General features: G+C 58.4%; 16 protein-coding genes and 1 riboswitch. Of the genes, 12 read left to right on the top strand and 4 right to left on the bottom strand.

Translation table 11 applies throughout. From position 1 onward, the window contains the following. Positions 1 to 28 precede the first annotated feature (28 nt). Positions 29 to 225: riboswitch (cobalamin riboswitch) on the top strand. 98 nt (positions 226 to 323) lie between these two features. From BLT77_RS14380 to cobA, 9 genes are read left to right on the top strand one after another with little or no spacing between them, the layout of a single operon-like run. Beyond that, positions 324 to 1,481, top strand: coding sequence for a cobalt-precorrin-5B (C(1))-methyltransferase (locus BLT77_RS14380; protein ID WP_245709961.1), 1,158 nt, complete (start codon positions 324 to 326; stop codon positions 1,479 to 1,481). Further along, the gene (locus BLT77_RS14385; RefSeq protein ID WP_090366623.1) at positions 1,478 to 2,134 is read left to right on the top strand and encodes a precorrin-8X methylmutase; all 657 of its coding nucleotides are present in this window, start codon (positions 1,478 to 1,480) and stop codon (positions 2,132 to 2,134) included. The genes BLT77_RS14380 and BLT77_RS14385 overlap by 4 nt, the downstream gene beginning before the upstream one ends. After that, positions 2,131 to 3,387: a precorrin-6y C5,15-methyltransferase (decarboxylating) subunit CbiE gene (gene cbiE / locus BLT77_RS14390; protein ID WP_090366625.1), complete on the top strand. Its 1,257-nt coding sequence runs from the start codon at positions 2,131 to 2,133 to the stop codon at positions 3,385 to 3,387. Before BLT77_RS14385 ends, cbiE begins: the two co-directional genes overlap by 4 nt. Further along, entirely contained in the window at positions 3,384 to 4,136 is a 753-nt protein-coding gene (gene cobI / locus BLT77_RS14395; protein ID WP_090366627.1) for a precorrin-2 C(20)-methyltransferase, read from the top strand. The genes cbiE and cobI overlap by 4 nt, the downstream gene beginning before the upstream one ends. Continuing rightward, the gene (locus BLT77_RS14400; protein WP_090366629.1) at positions 4,133 to 5,668 is read left to right on the top strand and encodes a cobalamin biosynthesis protein; all 1,536 of its coding nucleotides are present in this window, start codon (positions 4,133 to 4,135) and stop codon (positions 5,666 to 5,668) included. The genes cobI and BLT77_RS14400 overlap by 4 nt, the downstream gene beginning before the upstream one ends. Further along, positions 5,665 to 6,126 carry an NAD(P)-dependent oxidoreductase gene (locus tag BLT77_RS14405; RefSeq protein WP_090366631.1) on the top strand — a complete coding sequence of 154 codons (462 nt, stop codon included), beginning with the start codon at positions 5,665 to 5,667 and terminating at the stop codon, positions 6,124 to 6,126. The genes BLT77_RS14400 and BLT77_RS14405 overlap by 4 nt, the downstream gene beginning before the upstream one ends. Before the next feature lie 40 nt (positions 6,127 to 6,166). Then, positions 6,167 to 6,997, top strand: coding sequence for a precorrin-3B C(17)-methyltransferase (cobJ, locus tag BLT77_RS14410; RefSeq protein ID WP_090366633.1), 831 nt, complete (start codon positions 6,167 to 6,169; stop codon positions 6,995 to 6,997). Then, on the top strand, positions 6,994 to 7,770 hold the full coding sequence (gene cobM, locus BLT77_RS14415) for a precorrin-4 C(11)-methyltransferase (RefSeq protein ID WP_090366635.1): 777 nt from the start codon (positions 6,994 to 6,996) through the stop codon (positions 7,768 to 7,770). The genes cobJ and cobM overlap by 4 nt, the downstream gene beginning before the upstream one ends. Beyond that, on the top strand, positions 7,767 to 9,125 hold the full coding sequence (cobA, locus tag BLT77_RS14420; RefSeq protein WP_090366638.1) for a uroporphyrinogen-III C-methyltransferase: 1,359 nt from the start codon (positions 7,767 to 7,769) through the stop codon (positions 9,123 to 9,125). Before cobM ends, cobA begins: the two co-directional genes overlap by 4 nt. A 58-nt stretch (positions 9,126 to 9,183) precedes the next feature. On the opposite strand, the gene BLT77_RS14425 is transcribed toward cobA, so the two are convergent. Continuing rightward, positions 9,184 to 9,624, bottom strand: a complete 441-nt coding sequence (locus BLT77_RS14425) for a DsrE family protein (RefSeq protein WP_176819321.1) — start codon at positions 9,622 to 9,624, stop codon at positions 9,184 to 9,186. A gap of 125 nt (positions 9,625 to 9,749) precedes the next feature. Continuing rightward, a complete protein-coding gene (locus tag BLT77_RS14430) occupies positions 9,750 to 10,313 on the bottom strand; it encodes a histidine phosphatase family protein (protein WP_176819322.1) in 564 nt (187 codons plus the stop codon). A gap of 1,173 nt (positions 10,314 to 11,486) precedes the next feature. Here BLT77_RS14430 and BLT77_RS14435 point away from each other — a divergent pair. The 3 genes from BLT77_RS14435 (at position 11,487) to BLT77_RS14445 (ending at position 12,908) form a co-directional block, all read left to right on the top strand. Beyond that, positions 11,487 to 12,074, top strand: coding sequence for a CIA30 family protein (locus BLT77_RS14435; RefSeq protein ID WP_090366644.1), 588 nt, complete (start codon positions 11,487 to 11,489; stop codon positions 12,072 to 12,074). Positions 12,075 to 12,141: 67 nt separating this feature from the next. Then, positions 12,142 to 12,492: a hypothetical protein gene (locus BLT77_RS14440; protein WP_090366646.1), complete on the top strand. Its 351-nt coding sequence runs from the start codon at positions 12,142 to 12,144 to the stop codon at positions 12,490 to 12,492. Continuing rightward, on the top strand, positions 12,492 to 12,908 hold the full coding sequence (locus BLT77_RS14445; RefSeq protein ID WP_090366648.1) for a hypothetical protein: 417 nt from the start codon (positions 12,492 to 12,494) through the stop codon (positions 12,906 to 12,908). Before BLT77_RS14440 ends, BLT77_RS14445 begins: the two co-directional genes overlap by 1 nt. Before the next feature lie 308 nt (positions 12,909 to 13,216). On the opposite strand, the gene BLT77_RS14450 is transcribed toward BLT77_RS14445, so the two are convergent. Together BLT77_RS14450 and BLT77_RS20320 are read right to left on the bottom strand one after the other, a co-directional pair. Next, on the bottom strand, positions 13,217 to 14,131 hold the full coding sequence (locus tag BLT77_RS14450) for an alpha/beta fold hydrolase (RefSeq protein WP_090366650.1): 915 nt from the start codon (positions 14,129 to 14,131) through the stop codon (positions 13,217 to 13,219). Positions 14,132 to 14,636: 505 nt separating this feature from the next. Then, a partial coding sequence (locus tag BLT77_RS20320) for a transposase (RefSeq protein WP_090366652.1) occupies positions 14,637 to 15,318 on the bottom strand: 682 nt, incomplete at its 5' end.

Raw genomic sequence — 15,318 nt, forward strand, 5'->3', positions numbered from 1 at the left:
TGGCCTAAGCAGCCTCTACACTGATTCCAGGTTAAGGCGCCTCATATCGAGGGGCCCGTTGGCGGCATAGCCGTCTTGGGGCCGGGGAACCGGATGTAAATTCCGGGCTGTACCCGCAACTGTAACCGTTTGTGCCTGACAGGCAGGGTCGCTTCCATTACCACTGGCAAATGCCGGGAAGGGGAAGCCGGCCGAAAACGGGAGCCAGGATACCCACCTTAACCTCCAGATGCTGAACACCGGGCGGGCCTACCCGGTAGTAGTGCACAGTCATTGCTCCCGCCCGTCGTGTATCAGCTTCCTGTAACTGTATGGATGCCGATGTGACAGACCCGAAATCCCCGAATACCCGTGGCGCCGCCGACACCGGCGTTACCCGGATCAAACGCAGTCGTCATCGAGGCGAGCTGCGAACAGGCTACACCACCGGCGCTTGTGCCACCGCGGCGGCCCTGGCGGCACTGCAAACCGTGCTGACCGGCAACCAGCCTGACTCGGTGGTGATCACCCTGCCCATTGGCGAGCAGGTTGAGTTTGCGGTGTTGGCCCGGCCTGCCGAAGAGGGTGAAGCCTGCTGCTCAGTGATTAAAGATGCCGGAGACGATCCCGACTGCACCCATGGCGCTGCCATTACCGTGACTCTGGCTTTAATGGCTGCGCCAGGAATCGCGTTTGCGGCGGGCGAAGGGGTAGCCACCGTCACTCTGCCCGGACTGGAGCTGGCGGTGGGCGAACCGGCGATCAACCCGGTGCCGCGAAAGATGATGCGAGAACACCTGCTGCCGCTGCTACAGCGCTATGGTCACGCCGGGGCGAGGGTGACGGTGTCGATTCCCGGCGGCGAACAGCTGGCAGAGCAAACCATCGGCCGTCGCCTGGGACTGATTGGCGGCCTGTCCATTTTGGGTACCCGCGGTACCGTGCATCCCTATTCCACGTCGGCGTATGCCGCGTCGGTGCGCCAGAGCATCGAGGTCGCCCGCGCCCAGGGCCAGCGCCAGGTGGTACTGACCACCGGTAGCCGCACCGAAAAGGCCGCCATGTTGGTGCATGCCAATCTACCGGAATGCGGTTTCATCCAGGTGGGGGATTTCAGTGGTGTCGCCCTTAGGGCGTCGGCCCGGCAAGCCATGGCCCAGGTGGAGCTGGTCACCATGATCGGCAAGCTGTGCAAGATCGTCGGTGGCACCCTGATGACCCATGTGACCGGGCGGCCGATTAACTATTCTCTGCTGGCCGAACTGGCCCGCGAATTTACTGACGATGGCGAGTTGCTGGACCAGATTCGATCCGCCAATACCGGGCGACACCTGCTGGATCTCGGCCGCCAACGATTACCGAATGCCTACTGGCAGCTTCTTTGTACCGAGGCGGCGCGCCATTGCGCCGGCTACGCCCATCATTCCTTTTCTGTGGTTGTGCGGCTGGTGGACTTTGACGGTTCCACTCTGGCCTGTGGTCACTATGGAGACAACTTATGAACCCCATGTCCCAATTGACGGCCCAAGGGCGTCAGATTGAAACCGATTCTTTTGCCATCATCGATCGGGAGATCGAACTTCATCATGGCGGGCACCTGTTCAGTGACCAGCAGTGGCCGGTGGTGCGCCGGGCAATTCATACCAGCGGCGATTTTGAGTTTGCCCGCTTGTTTCGCTTTAGCCCGTCGGCGGTGGAGGCCGGCATTGAGGCATTGAGGCGCGGTGCGCCCATCGTCTCGGACGTGACCATGATCACCGCTGGCCTCAGCGCCAGCCGCTGCCAGCAGTTTGGTGTGCAGGGCCACTGTTTCATCAGTGACCCACAGGTGATCGAGCGCGCCAAGGCCTCCGGCATTACCCGTGCCATTGAATCGATGCGCCTGGCCCGGGATAAGGGGCTGCTGGACGGGGCCATCGTCGCCATCGGCAATGCGCCGACGGCGCTGTTTGAGGTATTGAGAATGGTGGAAGCCGGAGAGGCGATGCCGGCGCTGATCATCGGCATTCCGGTGGGATTTGTCCGCGCCGATGAGTCCAAAACCCAGTTGGCCGGCCAGGCCCGGGTGCCCTTTATCAGCTCTTTGGGCCGCAAAGGCGGCAGTCCGTTGGTGGTCTCCAGTGTGCACGCACTGATGGTGGAGGCGGCCAAATGACCGGTCGGATTCGTCTTATCGGCATTGGCGACGATGGCTGCCTGAGCCTCACCAGCCGGGCCATCAATGCCATCGCCGAAGCCGAAGTGCTTGCCGGAAGTCCCCGCCATCTTGCCTTCTTTCCGCAGTTTCAGGGACAAACGCTTACCCTGACTACGCCGTTGGAGGGGTATCTGGAGGCGGTATTTGCCGCCGCCGGGGAGCAGGAAGTGTGCGTGCTGGCCTCCGGGGATCCGCTGCTGTACGGCATCGGTACCCGTCTGCATGCCTATGCCGAGGCTCTGCCAACGCCACCAGAACTGGAGTGCATTCCCTCACTGAGTTCGGTGCAGCTGGCCTGTGCCCAGTTGGGCTGGACCGCGCAGGAGACCCAACTGCTGTCGGTACACGGCCGGCCTCTGGACGGGGTGGTGGCGCAATTGCAGCAGGGGCAGCAGTTTGCCCTGTTGACCGACAGCGACAACACCCCCACAGCCATCGCACAGCACCTGCTCAATTTTGATGAGGGTCATTGGCAACTGCATCTGTGCGAAGCCATGGGCGGCCCGGCGCAGCGGGTGCGCCCTTTCAGCGTGGCCGAACTGGCCCGTGGTGATGCCGGTGACACGGCGCCGCTGAACCTGCTGCTGCTCAGGCGCACCGATCCGGCCCGCTGGGGCGGCCTGGGGCTGCACAGCCAGGACGAGGATTTTCTTAAACGCACCCCACAGCGGGGGCTGATCACCAAGGCACCGGTGCGGGCGGTGGCGGTGGCCAATCTGAACTTGCACGCCGATGCGGTGGTGTGGGACATCGGTGCCGGTTCCGGCTCGGTGGGCATCGAAGCCGCCAAGCTCGCCTGGAAAGGGCGCAGCTTTGCCATCGAGTGCAACCCGGAGTGTTTTTTTCAGCTGGAGGGCAATCGGTTGGCCCATCGAGTTGACCACCTAAGCCTAATTCGAGGGCGCGCACCCGAGGCGTTGGCACCGTTGCCGGCACCGGATGCGGTGTTTTGCGGCGGCAGTCGCGGCGAAATGGAGCCCATCATCGATGCGGTGATGGCCCGCCTGACACCCGGCGGCCGTTTTGTGTTGTCTGCGGTCACCCTGGAGAGCGTGGCAGAGATTCACCGATTGTGTCAGAGCCGCCAGTTAGACCCGCGCATGCTGATGATCAACTGCGCCCAGAGCCGACCTCTGGCGCACTACACCCGTTATCAGAGTGATAACCCTATCCATCTGTTTATTATCGAAAAGAAGGCAAAAAGCCAATGAATAAAATCGGAAAAATCTATGCCATTGGCGTTGGCCCCGGCGCAGGTGATTTGATGACACTGCGAAGCCTGAGACTGATGCAGTCACTGGATGTGATCGCCGTTCCTGAAAAGACCCAGGGGCAGGCCGACTCCTTTGCCTGGGCCATTGCTCGACAGGAACTGGATCTGGCCGACATGAAAGGCGAGCCGCTGTACCTGTGGTTCCCCATGAGCCGGGATCCTGCCATTACCGTGCCGGCCTGGGAGCAGGCGGCGGACGCGCTGGTGGCGAAGTTGCAGGCCGGTAAAGACGTCGGTTTTATCACCGAGGGCGACCCGTCGGTATTCAGTACCTGGGCCTACCTGCAGGAGGAGCTGGCAGAGCGGTTACCTGAGCTGGACGTTGAAGTGGTGCCGGCGGTCAGTTCGATCACCGCGGTACCGGCAGCGACTACCATTCCATTGGCCGATGGCGAGGAGCGCTTCTGTGTGGTGCCGGCCACCTACGGCATTGCCATGTTGCCGACATTGATTGAGGAGTTTGACACCATCATCCTGATCAAGGCCGGCCGTATGGTGCAGCCGCTGATCGAGATGCTCGAGCCCATGGGGCTGCTGCATTGTGCTACCTACGTCTCCCACGCCAGCGGCGCCAACCAACAGGTGTACACCGATCTGCGCCAGGTGCCGGATGAGCATCGCTACTTTGCCATGGTTCAGTTGTCTATCCGTCGCCGTAAAGGGGTGCTGCGCCGGGGCCAGTCATGACCCGCATCGCCATTCATGCCATCACCCGCAAGGGGGCGGAACAGGCGCGAACCTTGGTACAAGGACTGCCGGGTGCACAGGTGTTTATCCTTGACCGTCAGGGGGACTGGGGTGGCGCGTCGGCCCTGTCTCTGCCGTTGTCCGAGCATCTGGCGGAACAGTTTCGCCGCTTTGACCAGCACCTGTGCCTGTTCAGTGTCGGCATTGCTACCCGACTGCTGGCACCGCTGCTGCAGGACAAACGCCTCGATCCCGGGGTGGTGTGCATCGATGAGCAGGGCGCCTTTGCGGTGCCGGTACTCAGCGGCCACCGGGGCGGCGCCAATGCCATGGCCACCGCCGTGGCCAGACTGTTGTCGGCGACGGCGGTGCTGACCACCGCCTCCGATGCCTCCGGTACTCTATCTGTGGATACCCTGGGCGTGCCGTTTGGCTGGCAGCTGGATCCGGTCAGCGAATCCAGCCTGACCGACGTAGCCAGTGCGGTGGTCAATGGTCGCCCGACCCTGATCTGGCAGCAGGCGGGGCAAAAACAGTGGTGGAGCACAGACCGTGCCATGGCGGAGCACCTGAGCGTCAGTGAGGCGGCCGGTCTGCCGGAAATGACCGAGTATCAGGCGGCGGTGATCATCAGCCATCAGGCCCGTCTGCCGGCGCTGTCGGTGCCCACCGTCGTGTGGCGGCCCCGCAGCCTGGTCATTGGCATCGGCTGCGATCGCAATACGCCGCTGTCGGTGCTGCGTCAGGGGCTGGCGGCGTTTTTATGCGAACACAATCTGCACCCGGAGTCGGTCGACCGATTGGTGTCCATCGACCTGAAAGCCGATGAACCCGGGTTGTGCCGGCTGGCAGAAGAGCTGCAGCGGCCGTTTGATTGCTTCGAGGCGGCCACTTTGGATCGGGTCAAGGGGGTTGAAAACCCGTCCGAAACGGTGCGTCGCTGCATCGGCGTGTCGTCTGTCGCCGAGGCGGCGTGTTTGCATGCCAGCGGCGCCAACGCCCTGGTGGTGGCCAAACACAAGTCGGCCGGGGAGGGCTTCAACATGACTCTGGCCGCCTGCGAGATCCCCTTCGATGAGCCCCTGATGAGCCGCAGCCGCAAGCGCTTTGTCGGTCAGGCGCCGATACCGGTCACAGCCGGTGGCCACCGCGGCCTGAAAACCAGTGGTGAAGCCCGGCCGATTTGCCATTACCGTCATCATTTGGTGTTGTGTGAAGGGGGCCGCTGTCAGCGGTCCGGTGCCGAGGGACTGGCCCATCAACTGCGGCAACAGCTGAAACAACTGGCACTGCACCGGGGACCGGACCGCATCAAGGTGACCCGTAGCCACTGCGCCGGCGCGTGCCGGCAGCGGGCCACGGCGGTGATCTATGCCCGGGAGCCGGACGCGAATCACGGCCTGTGGCTGCAGAGCCTGGAGACGCTGACGCTGTCGCAGTGGCAGGCGCTGTTTGCGGCACTGGCCGCCGGTCAGTCCTTGGCCGAGGTGCTGCCTACGCAGTGTCTGGCGGAGCAGGAGTTGGCGCCATGATGCCATTGACGTTCACCGACGCGATGTCGGTATTGATTATCGGCGGTGGCCGGGCGGCGGCGATCAAGGCCACCAGTGTGCTGCGTTATCAGCAGCGGGTGACTCTGATCTCGCCCCAGTTTAATGAGCGCTGCCTCGGCTTGCCCTGCGAGCGCATCGACGGTGACGTGTACCAGATGCGGCCGGAGGATTTCGCTGCCTACCAGCTGATCTACCTGGCGATGCCGTGGCCGGCAACCTCGGAGCGGCGACGGCACATCGAGCGCTTGGCCAAGACGCTGAAAGCCGACGGCAAGTTGTTGTGCGTCAGCTGCAAGCCGCAGTTGGGTAACGTCACCAACCCCTGCTCTCGACGGGTAGGAGAGCACCTGCTGGCACTCAGTTGTGAGTACAGCGATCCGCTGCGAACCCGCAGCCTGACCGAGAAATTAACCGAATCCCTGCAGCGGCTGGCTTAGCCCCTGCGTTAGATCACGACGACCCTGAGGAGAGACCACCATGAGTGGCCACCTGAGTATTGTGGGCATAGGCCCGGGCTCTTTGGAGCTGATGACACCCATGGCGCGAATCGCCATCGAAAATGCAGAACTGGTAGTGGGGTATAAGCCCTACCTGGAGATGATCGCCCCACTGTTGGGGGGCAAGGAGCAAAGTGCCAGTGGCATGACCCGGGAAGTGGATCGGGCCGATCTGGCGGTGACCCAGGCCCTGGCCGGGCGCCGGGTCGCCATTATCTCCAGTGGCGATGCCGGCATGTATGCCATGGGTCCGCTGGTGTACGAATTGCTGGCGCAAAAAGGCTGGCAGCAACACACCGGCGTGCCGGTGCAGATGGTGCCGGGCATCACCGCCGCCAACGCCTGCGCGTCGCTGGTCGGGGTGCCACTGGGCCACGACAGCTGCACCATTTCATTGTCGGATCTGTTGACGCCCTGGAGCCTGATTAAGACCCGTATTGCGGCGGCAGCCGAAGCGGATTTTGCCATTACCTTCTACAACCCGAGATCCCGCCGCCGTACCCACCAGATTTTGGAAGCGCAGCAATTGCTGCTGGCGCACCGGCGCCCGGATACCCCGGTGGCGGTGGTGGATAACGCCTATCGTGCGGAGCAATCAATACAACTGTCGACTCTGGACAGCTTTACTTCGTTGGAGTTTGGCATGACTGCGGCGGTGGTGGTGGGCAACAGCCAGAGTTATCGCTTTGAGCAGCAGATCATCACCCCCAGGGGCTACAGCAAGAAATACGACCTCGAAAATGGCGAGGTGAAAGCGGGCCAGAAACGGGGCCGCGCCTTTATTGAATCTCAACAGGAGACTGCAGAATGACCGTCTATTTTATTGGTGCTGGCCCAGGCGACCCGGACCTGATTACCGTTAAGGGTGCTCGCTTGGTGGAGTCGTGCCCGGTGGTGTTGTACACCGGCTCACTGGTGCCCAAAGAGGTGGTGGCCCGTGCTCGCGAAGACGCCCTGGTGCTGAGCTCTGAAGATATGGATCTGGATGAGATCATTGAGGTGTGCGAACAGGCTCATAAAGAGGGCAAGGACGTGGCGCGGGTACAGACCGGCGATCTGTCAATCTACAGCTCATTGGCGGAAACCACCCGTCGTCTCGATCCGCTGGGCATTGACTGGAAAGTGGTGCCCGGAGTCAGCTCCTTCCAGGCGTCGGCTGCGGCGTTGGGGCAGGAGCTGACCCTGCCTGAAACCTGCCAGACCATCATTCTCAGCCGCGCGTCCGGTCGGACGCCGGTACCGGAGAAAGAGAACCTTAAGTCACTGGCCGAGCATGAAGCCACATTGTGCCTATTTTTGTCAGCCAGCTTGATCCGCAAAGTGGCCCGGGAACTGAAAGAGGTGTATCCGGGTCATTGGCCGGTGGCGGTGGTGGAGAAGGCATCGCATCCGCAGCAGCGGATTCTTCGAGGCACACTGGATACCATCGTTGATCAGGTTGAGGGAGCCGGGATACGGGCAACGGCGATGATCATCGTCTCCAAAGTGCTGGATCATAATGAGTTTCGTGATTCACGCCTGTACGCGGCCGAGTTTTCTCATGGATTTCGAAAGGCCAGGCAGGGTGAGGAGATCGACTCATGACCAGGCCTGGCAAGGTATACCTGGTTGGCGCCGGACCCGGCGATCCGGGGCTGCTGACGCAGCGGGCTGTGCAGTTGATGCACGAGTGCGACGTGGTGTGTTACGACCTGCTTATCGACCAGGCGGTGTTGGCGATGGTGCCGGCGTCGACGCGGATGATGGCGGTGGGGTATCGCGGCTATTGCGGTACCAGCATCGAATACGGCATGCACCCGGATGTGGTCGAGCAGGCCCTGGCGGGGCACACCGTGTTGCGCCTTAAGGCCGGCGATCCGCTGATTTTCGGTCGAGCCACCGAGGAGTGCCGTTGTCTGACCCATCATGGCATTGATTACGAGGTGGTGCCGGGGATCAGCTCGGCGCTTGGGGCGGCGGCGTACGCCGGCTTCCCCCTGACCAGTAATGGGCTGGCGTCGGACGTGACCTTTGCCAGCGGCCACCGGGCGTCATCCACGCTGAGCAGTTGGGCCGCCATGGGCCAGAGTTCCGGCACCCTGGTGCTGTACATGGGGGCCAAAAAGCTGGCGCTGCATGCTCAGCGGCTGATTCAGGAGGGTAAGGCGCCCGCCACGCCGGTGGCGGTGGTGGCGGCGGCGACCTGCGCCTCACAGCGGGTGTTGTCGACCACCCTGGAGCGGGTGGGGGGGCAGATCGAGTCGTTTGATAATGGCGACCCCATGCTGGTGATCATGGGGGAGGTGGTGTCCCTCGCCGACGAGCTGGACTGGCGCAAGCGGTTGCCCCTGAGCAATGTACAGGTGTTGGCCTGTACGTTGGATCAGACTTTGACGACGCAATGCAAAAATCTGGGGGCCACGGTGGTGGAAGCGCCGAGAGTGGATATCAGCTACGGCTTCAGTGATGCCGACTGGCAGCGGTTGCAGCAGGCAGAGTCACTGTGGTTAGACTCGTCCGAGGCTGCCCTGAGCCTGATTGAGGAAACTCGCCGGCGTCAGTTGGACTGCCGGCAATGGCCTTGGCTCTTGAGAGGGAGTGAGTCAGCCTGTGAGCTATTGAAGGAGTACAACCTGATTGCCCAGTGTTGCGCTAGTGCCGACAGCGGCGAGGTCGTGATCAGTGCGTTAACCGTGCCCGGGGCCTTGTGTGGACGCAGGGTCGAGGTATTGGAGCCGGCATTCCCACTCTCTCCGGCGGCATTGGCACTGGTGGATGAGCTGGTTGTTGCCCGCTACCTGCATGAGCGCGGACTGCTGGCACCCGGGGCTCTGGTATTGAGTCAGTGCGAGCATGTTTGTCGCTTCCTGACCTCGGTAGGGCACCAATGTGAACGGGTTAACGGACAGCAAGGGCTGCCATTGCCTCTGATGGTCGAGGGGAAGCGTAACGCGGCTTAAATCAGAGGGGAAATAGAGGAAAGAGGGGGCATTCAGCCCCCTTTTGTTTGCCCACAATTCAGGGCTTCAGATAGGCGTAGCCCTCTTCTGCCTGCAGACGAATAATCTCGTAGGTGCCGGATGGCACAAACTCAACACCGGGTAAAACCTTGTCCTTGTCGAGATCCCGGAACCGAAGCGTCGCCGCACAGAAACGGAATTGAACCCCGAGATCCATCAACTTCTTGATATCGGGGGCGTAGAGTTCTGACTTTTTATCCATAGCCCCTTTTAGGAGAAAATCGACGCCCCCGGCGTAGGCGGCGATGGTGATCTTCATGTTGGGGTTGATGCTCAGGTGATCTTCTGCCAGATAGAGCGCAAATCGGCCGGTACTGGCATCATCAATATGAAAGACCACCTTGGTCAGGTCGGTGCTGGTCTCGGTGGCCATGGCGGGATGCATCAGCAGTAGGGGACAGATCCCCAGGGCAACCGGCAGTAAGCGGTGCAGTGTCATGATTATACCTCCACATCGAAGCGGTGAGTGGACAGGCATAGGTAACTCTAGTTGGCTTCGATGAGGCGGGCAACCTTCGGGAGAGCTGGTTGGATTGTTACCATAATGGCTTGAATGAGGCGCAGTTAGGCGCACTCGACCAACAGGTCGTCCAGACACCAGATTTCGGCGTTGTCCGGAATAGGGTGATGGGCCGAGTGCAGAGGGTAACTGAGCAAGCCATTTTGGACGATGCGCTGCCACTCTCCGTGGCCGATGAGCAGTACATTGCTGTCTGGGTGCTGATTCAGCAGTTGGAACAGTGCGTTATGAGCCCGTTGCCAGACGCTGCTGGCACTCTCGGCCCCGGGAATGGCCAACGCATCCTGCAGATGGCGACTGTCGTAGTGTTGCCACCATTGTGGCGACTGGTCTCGACTGAGCCCCTGGAGTGCACCAAAGTCCCGCTCCCGCAATTGACTGCTGATCTGAATCGGCAGGTTTAGCGCTTGACTGGCGATAACGGCCGTTTCCCGGGCGCGATTCAAGTCGCTGCACAGAATAAAATCCAGTGACAGTGCCCGGGCTTGTTGACCGAGGACTCGAGCCTGCTGTCGGCCCAGTTCGGTCAGTTCACTGTCCAGATGTCCCTGCAGGATTCCCAGCTGGTTCCAGCGAGTTTGGCCGTGGCGGCAAAGGTAGATGGGCATAGATAAAACCACTCTGTATTCATCGACATAGTAAACCGATCTTGCAATCGGAAAACAATGTGAGAACCAACAGGGTATCGCCATTTTTCGAAATCGGTCCAAGTCAGTGATTGCCCTGGCTGAATACGCTTTGAATTGCAGTTACTGCAACGATGAATTGCGCGTGACGACATTCACATAGGTTGGGTTTTCGTGAGTTTGGCCCTGTTGTTGTGCTCTAGTTAACGATTTCGACTGCAAAATGAACATTCGAGCGAATGTTTGGTGAATTCTGTGACAAATGCCAGTTCCATTCGTATTGGTAATAGGTATTATCGGATTCGAACTTAATTACATTTCTACGGTGTTAGGTTCATTATCATTTCCCTGCAAAAGGCGGCGTCTCATCAGCGCTGCCTTTTTTTATCTGTATCTCGCACCCCGCAACCCCTTTAAAAATGCAGTTTTCGCGCATCTTTTCATATTTTGCATTATTAATCTTGCTTGAATTGCAACACTGGATGTCTTAATCGGCACTCGTTCAGGAATTAGCGTTCGGTAAATTAGTTACACTCGAAGGTGTTTGTATTTGATGGCTTTTTAGCCAGCGGAGGTGGCGGGCGAAAATGCTGCAATTGAAAACAAATTGTAAACTGGAGCATTTGTGAGTCGACCGTTAAGGCTGAAAATGACTGGCATCATTGTCATCGCTTATACGTCGTGGCTATTGGTTGTGAACGTCGATTTTTAGAGCAACTGATTTGGGGGTAATGGTGACTGCTTTACCGAGTGGTGTTAATTTTAATCATTATAAACAATAACTAAGCTCTGGCGCTTGTGGCTGCCATGATGGTTGGTCATCCCGTTGTCTGGCGGATCGGGCAAGGGAAGTACAGACGCTGTGGGAAGACGTATTTACGCCGAATGAGAACAGTAAACATTCGTTAACGTATTGATTTGCGCCATTTGTGTTCATGGTTGCGCTACTGCCGTTTAGTAGAAAATGCTAATAATGTGCGGTTCGTATGGATTTTCAGGTTTACTGCAATAAACCAACAATTTGTTCGGGTGGGCTGCCCCGTGGGGCTTGCTATAGGCAGGGGCCATTTTCTGTGAATTTTCGACTTTTCGTTCGGTTGCTGCGTACAAGAGAGCAGGGCCGGGGTGTGGTCGCGGCGGGATCAGGAGACAGCCATGGTGAAATACAGTCAGAACAAGGCGGCCAGGTCGGTGCCGCTGTGGAATGAGCGTCAGCCGTGGCGCAGCCTCAATGATGCCGTGATGGGGGGGCAGTCCGACAGTACCCTGAAGTGCGTCGGCGGCCAGCTCTGGTTTAAGGGCTGCATCTCCGTTGCCGGCGGCGGTGGGTTTGCCTCGGTGAGGCGTGCAATGCGGCTGCCGGCTCAGGCGAAACAGCTGTGTCTGCGGGTGTTCGGTGACGGTCGAAGTTACCAGCTGAGGTTGAAAATGGATCGTCAGCGCGATGGCGTGATCTACATAGCCCAATGGACTCCCCCCGCCGGGTACTGGAGCCAGGTGCAGTTTGTGGAAGCGTCGTTTGAGCCCAGGTTCCGTGGAAGGCGATTGAGCGGACAGGCACCGCTGCAATTTGAGCAGGTACAGCAGCTGGGGTTGCTGACCGGTGAGCGACAGCCAGGTTGCTTTTGTTTGCGTTTGGATTCGATATTGTCGGTGCACTCAAACGTCTTCTCCGGTAGCGATGTTCTTGATCCCGATCCCGAGGTTTTATTCAATCAAAGTAACATCAAGCTGTTGAATTAAGAGTCTGGTTTATAGAGATAAAAACGGGTAGTTTGGCATATATATGAAGATGATTTAGGAGTGCGTAATGGCACTTTTGATGCTGAGAGATGAGCAGGTGTTGGCTCAGGTTTCTCCGCTCATGGACAACCTGATGCAGGGGTCTACCGACATCGATCACGCCCGTCATACTCAGGATTTTACCGACCGCCTGAAGGCCATCGTGACCCAAGAGCGTCTGGTGGCGATGTGTACCGATTACCAACGCCGCTGGGGGAAGTTTGGCAGGCGTGAATTTGTCGCCTTGTTTCGGCGTCGAGACTCCGTGGCCGTAGTGTGGCGGCAGTGGTGCAGCCCCAGTGACGACGAGTTGGTGGCAGAAGCGGTGTTTGTTGAACAGCAGGGGCGAGTGTTGGTGGACCACGCTATGGTGTATTGATGAATTCGGCATATGTTTGGGGCGCGTATGCCCTGCTGTTACCAGTGTATGCCTTGGCCCATACCCTGCACCGGCTGGATTTTGACGGTGGTGGGTTTGGCGCTAATCTTGGGCCGTTGGTGTTTTCTCTGCTGATTGTGGTGGCTCAGGTGGCAAGCCATTATCGCCGACCGATTGGCTGGCGCTGGCTGTGGCAGGCGGTGATGGTGCTGTTCGTGTTGTATGAGTTGTTTCTGTGCTTATTGGCGGCGTTTTTGTTTCTCTATTCCGATCCACAGGCTCATCTGGCCAGCGTCACAACTCTGGTGTCGGCGCTGGTGCTGCTGCCGGGGGGCTGGGTCATTACCCGTTATGCTTTGCGTAGCCGACGCATATGGCAAGCGCTGGAGGGGGAGGCCATTTTGTTTGGCAGATAAATTAAACAGACACCCAGGTTTGAATTAAACAAATTAAACAGACACCCAGGTTTGAATTAAACAGACACCCAGGTTTGTAGGCCCACTTTTAATCAGACATCCGTCGCCATGGTGTAAACACCCTGCAAATGGCAATGTAAGGATGAGTGGCTGGGCCTGTGCTGGGGGCGAGTGACAGATTCGCCCCCCCCCCCGTCTTTCTGGTGGCGCAGGACGGGGTATTAGGCAGGAGTTCCAGTGAAATTAGCGTCGTTTGTGGGAGGAAGCGGGAGGCCGGTGAGCCTCCCTGTAGGCGCAGTGCGCGATGATTAGTTACTTTGCAGCCAGCGGTGCACTTTCTGATTGGCCACTTCGGGCTGAGAGTGCATAAACCAATGTCCTCCGGGGACGGACTCTACTTGTCCTTTTTTCATGCTTTTGACCTTCTCGACCCAGCTGTCAGCATGAAACCAGACCTTCTTGTCCTCGCCGTAGATGAACAGGAACGGAGTGCCGTACTCCTCCACTTCGAGTGACTTGGGCAGGTTCTTCGACAGCACGGATTTCCATAGGTGCCAGTAGGGGTAGGTCATGCGGGGATCGGCACGCAGGTCGTCGATGGTTTTGTGGGGATCTACGTCTTCAATGTGCAGAATGTCAGCGGCGGTGTAACGGGTGAGCTTTTCGCCCAGAGACTCAGGTAATGTCCAGGCCACGGCTAAGGCGAAGGTGTATTTGACGTTGATTTTGGGCCGTTCTTCTTTGCCAAAACTGCCGATGTCGAACAGCACCACCCGATCGACCAGGTCATTTTTTTCCAGATACTTGAACGCAAACACCGCGCCCCAGTCGTGGGCAAGGACGGTAACTTTGCCTTTACCCAAGCCTTCAATGAAGTGATCGATGATGGTGCGGATCTGCTGCATGTCATAGTGGGGCCGGGCTCCATTGTCGTTGAGCTCAAATCCGGGGAGGGTGAAGCGGACTACGGTGTAGTAGTCCTTCAGGTACTCAACTTGCTTGTCCCACATCTCCAGGCTGTCCGGGTAGCCGTGGATCAGCACCAGGGTTTCGTCACCCTTACCTTCGATCTGATACTCAAGGTTGCTGACGATGTCAGGTAGATTTTGCTCAAACTCTTCGTTCGGTATCGGACCGTTCATGGTGAATGAGTAAACCAGATAGAGTACGGGGGAAAGCAGTGTCAGTACGATTAACAGGGTTATGACTACGGGTTTCTTCATCGGGTTTCCCTTGCTGTTATTGGTGTATTTCCTTGATGTACATTCGGGATTCTGGATAAAACGGCAGTGGGTTTGTCTTGCTCGTCTGTCCTTGTGTTTTCATGCGGGTATTTCGTTTTTGGTAATCTTGGTTAGAGTAATTGCTCTACTGTCAGTATGACCAATAGTGTTGTGAGTAATCAAGACTTTTTGCCGACTGGTGACACTATGGTGATCACCTTGTGCCCCCTAATCAGATGCCCCCTAATCAGATGCCCCCTAATCAGACACCCCCTAATCAGACACCCATGTTTGATGATGCCAAACAGTCGTTTTCTTTTACCTGTCAAAGCATGCTCTTTGTCTTAAAGCCGTGGAGTTTGAGAGAGCTTTTCGCTAGAGCGATGGTTATTTCGCTCTATGAGTCGAATTAGTCAAAAACGATGCGGGAGAGGACCATTTTGCCAAAAATGGACAGCATTAACGGCCTAGACGCCTTAGCTAGATAATTGGCCTTGATTTTTGATTAGGTGCCAAGCAGGCGCCTGGCGTTGCCAGAGCCTCGAATTCGATGCATACCGTCGGTTTGCCGGCAGTTCTGCAGGCTGTGAAGCCGGCCTGCCAGGTGGCAAAACTGGTACTCAAAGCCTTCGGTGAGCTCCAACCAACTGTCTAAATCGATGTCGAGCCGTTGCAGGAGTGTGTCGCTGGACGCCGGGATGGCTGCCCTTTTATCGTTCCTGATGGCGCGGCCGGTAAACTCCACCAGTTCCAGGTAATCGTTGAGGTGACAGGGCAGGGTGTGAGGTCCCAACTCATTGGCATCAAAAGGCTTTAATTGTTGAGGCTGTTGGCCTTGCAGGGCCGCACGGATGCGCATCCGGATGCTGGTGAAGTCGGATTGCTCCGGTGTAGTGGCGATGCCGGAACGGACGGGGTTGAGGTCGACGTAGGCCATGCAGGCAAGCAGGGCCTGTTCATCCAGTAGTGCCTGAGATTTAAACCGCCCCTCCCAGAACCGGCCGGTGCACTCGTCCTCTTTGTTGGCTTCGCGGGCGATGTACTCGTTGAGAGAGCGCATAAACCAGCTTAAATCGGCCAGTCGGGTTCGGTACAGCTCCGCTTTGCGCTTCACCTGGTTCAGCTCAACTTGGGTCAGGTTGTCACGCTGGTCGTCATCGCAATAGCTGCGGGTCAGGTCGGTTCCG

Origin of the sequence: Ferrimonas sediminum, from assembly GCF_900100175.1 — a bacterium.
GTDB lineage: Bacteria > Pseudomonadota > Gammaproteobacteria > Enterobacterales > Shewanellaceae > Ferrimonas > Ferrimonas sediminum.

What these genes read in the sequence shown, in the direction of transcription:
- BLT77_RS14385 (WP_090366623.1), top strand. Translation starts at nt 1,478, where the DNA reads ATGAACCCCATGTCCCAATTGACGGCCCAAGGGCGTCAGATTGAAACC.
- cbiE (WP_090366625.1), top strand. Translation starts at nt 2,131, where the DNA reads ATGACCGGTCGGATTCGTCTTATCGGCATTGGCGACGATGGCTGCCTG.
- cobI (WP_090366627.1), top strand. Translation starts at nt 3,384, where the DNA reads ATGAATAAAATCGGAAAAATCTATGCCATTGGCGTTGGCCCCGGCGCA.
- BLT77_RS14400 (WP_090366629.1), top strand. Translation starts at nt 4,133, where the DNA reads ATGACCCGCATCGCCATTCATGCCATCACCCGCAAGGGGGCGGAACAG.
- BLT77_RS14405 (WP_090366631.1), top strand. Translation starts at nt 5,665, where the DNA reads ATGATGCCATTGACGTTCACCGACGCGATGTCGGTATTGATTATCGGC.
- cobJ (WP_090366633.1), top strand. Translation starts at nt 6,167, where the DNA reads ATGAGTGGCCACCTGAGTATTGTGGGCATAGGCCCGGGCTCTTTGGAG.
- cobM (WP_090366635.1), top strand. Translation starts at nt 6,994, where the DNA reads ATGACCGTCTATTTTATTGGTGCTGGCCCAGGCGACCCGGACCTGATT.
- cobA (WP_090366638.1), top strand. Translation starts at nt 7,767, where the DNA reads ATGACCAGGCCTGGCAAGGTATACCTGGTTGGCGCCGGACCCGGCGAT.
- BLT77_RS14425 (WP_176819321.1), bottom strand. Translation starts at nt 9,624, where the DNA reads ATGACACTGCACCGCTTACTGCCGGTTGCCCTGGGGATCTGTCCCCTA.
- BLT77_RS14430 (WP_176819322.1), bottom strand. Translation starts at nt 10,313, where the DNA reads ATGCCCATCTACCTTTGCCGCCACGGCCAAACTCGCTGGAACCAGCTG.
- BLT77_RS14435 (WP_090366644.1), top strand. Translation starts at nt 11,487, where the DNA reads ATGGTGAAATACAGTCAGAACAAGGCGGCCAGGTCGGTGCCGCTGTGG.
- BLT77_RS14440 (WP_090366646.1), top strand. Translation starts at nt 12,142, where the DNA reads ATGGCACTTTTGATGCTGAGAGATGAGCAGGTGTTGGCTCAGGTTTCT.
- BLT77_RS14445 (WP_090366648.1), top strand. Translation starts at nt 12,492, where the DNA reads ATGAATTCGGCATATGTTTGGGGCGCGTATGCCCTGCTGTTACCAGTG.
- BLT77_RS14450 (WP_090366650.1), bottom strand. Translation starts at nt 14,131, where the DNA reads ATGAAGAAACCCGTAGTCATAACCCTGTTAATCGTACTGACACTGCTT.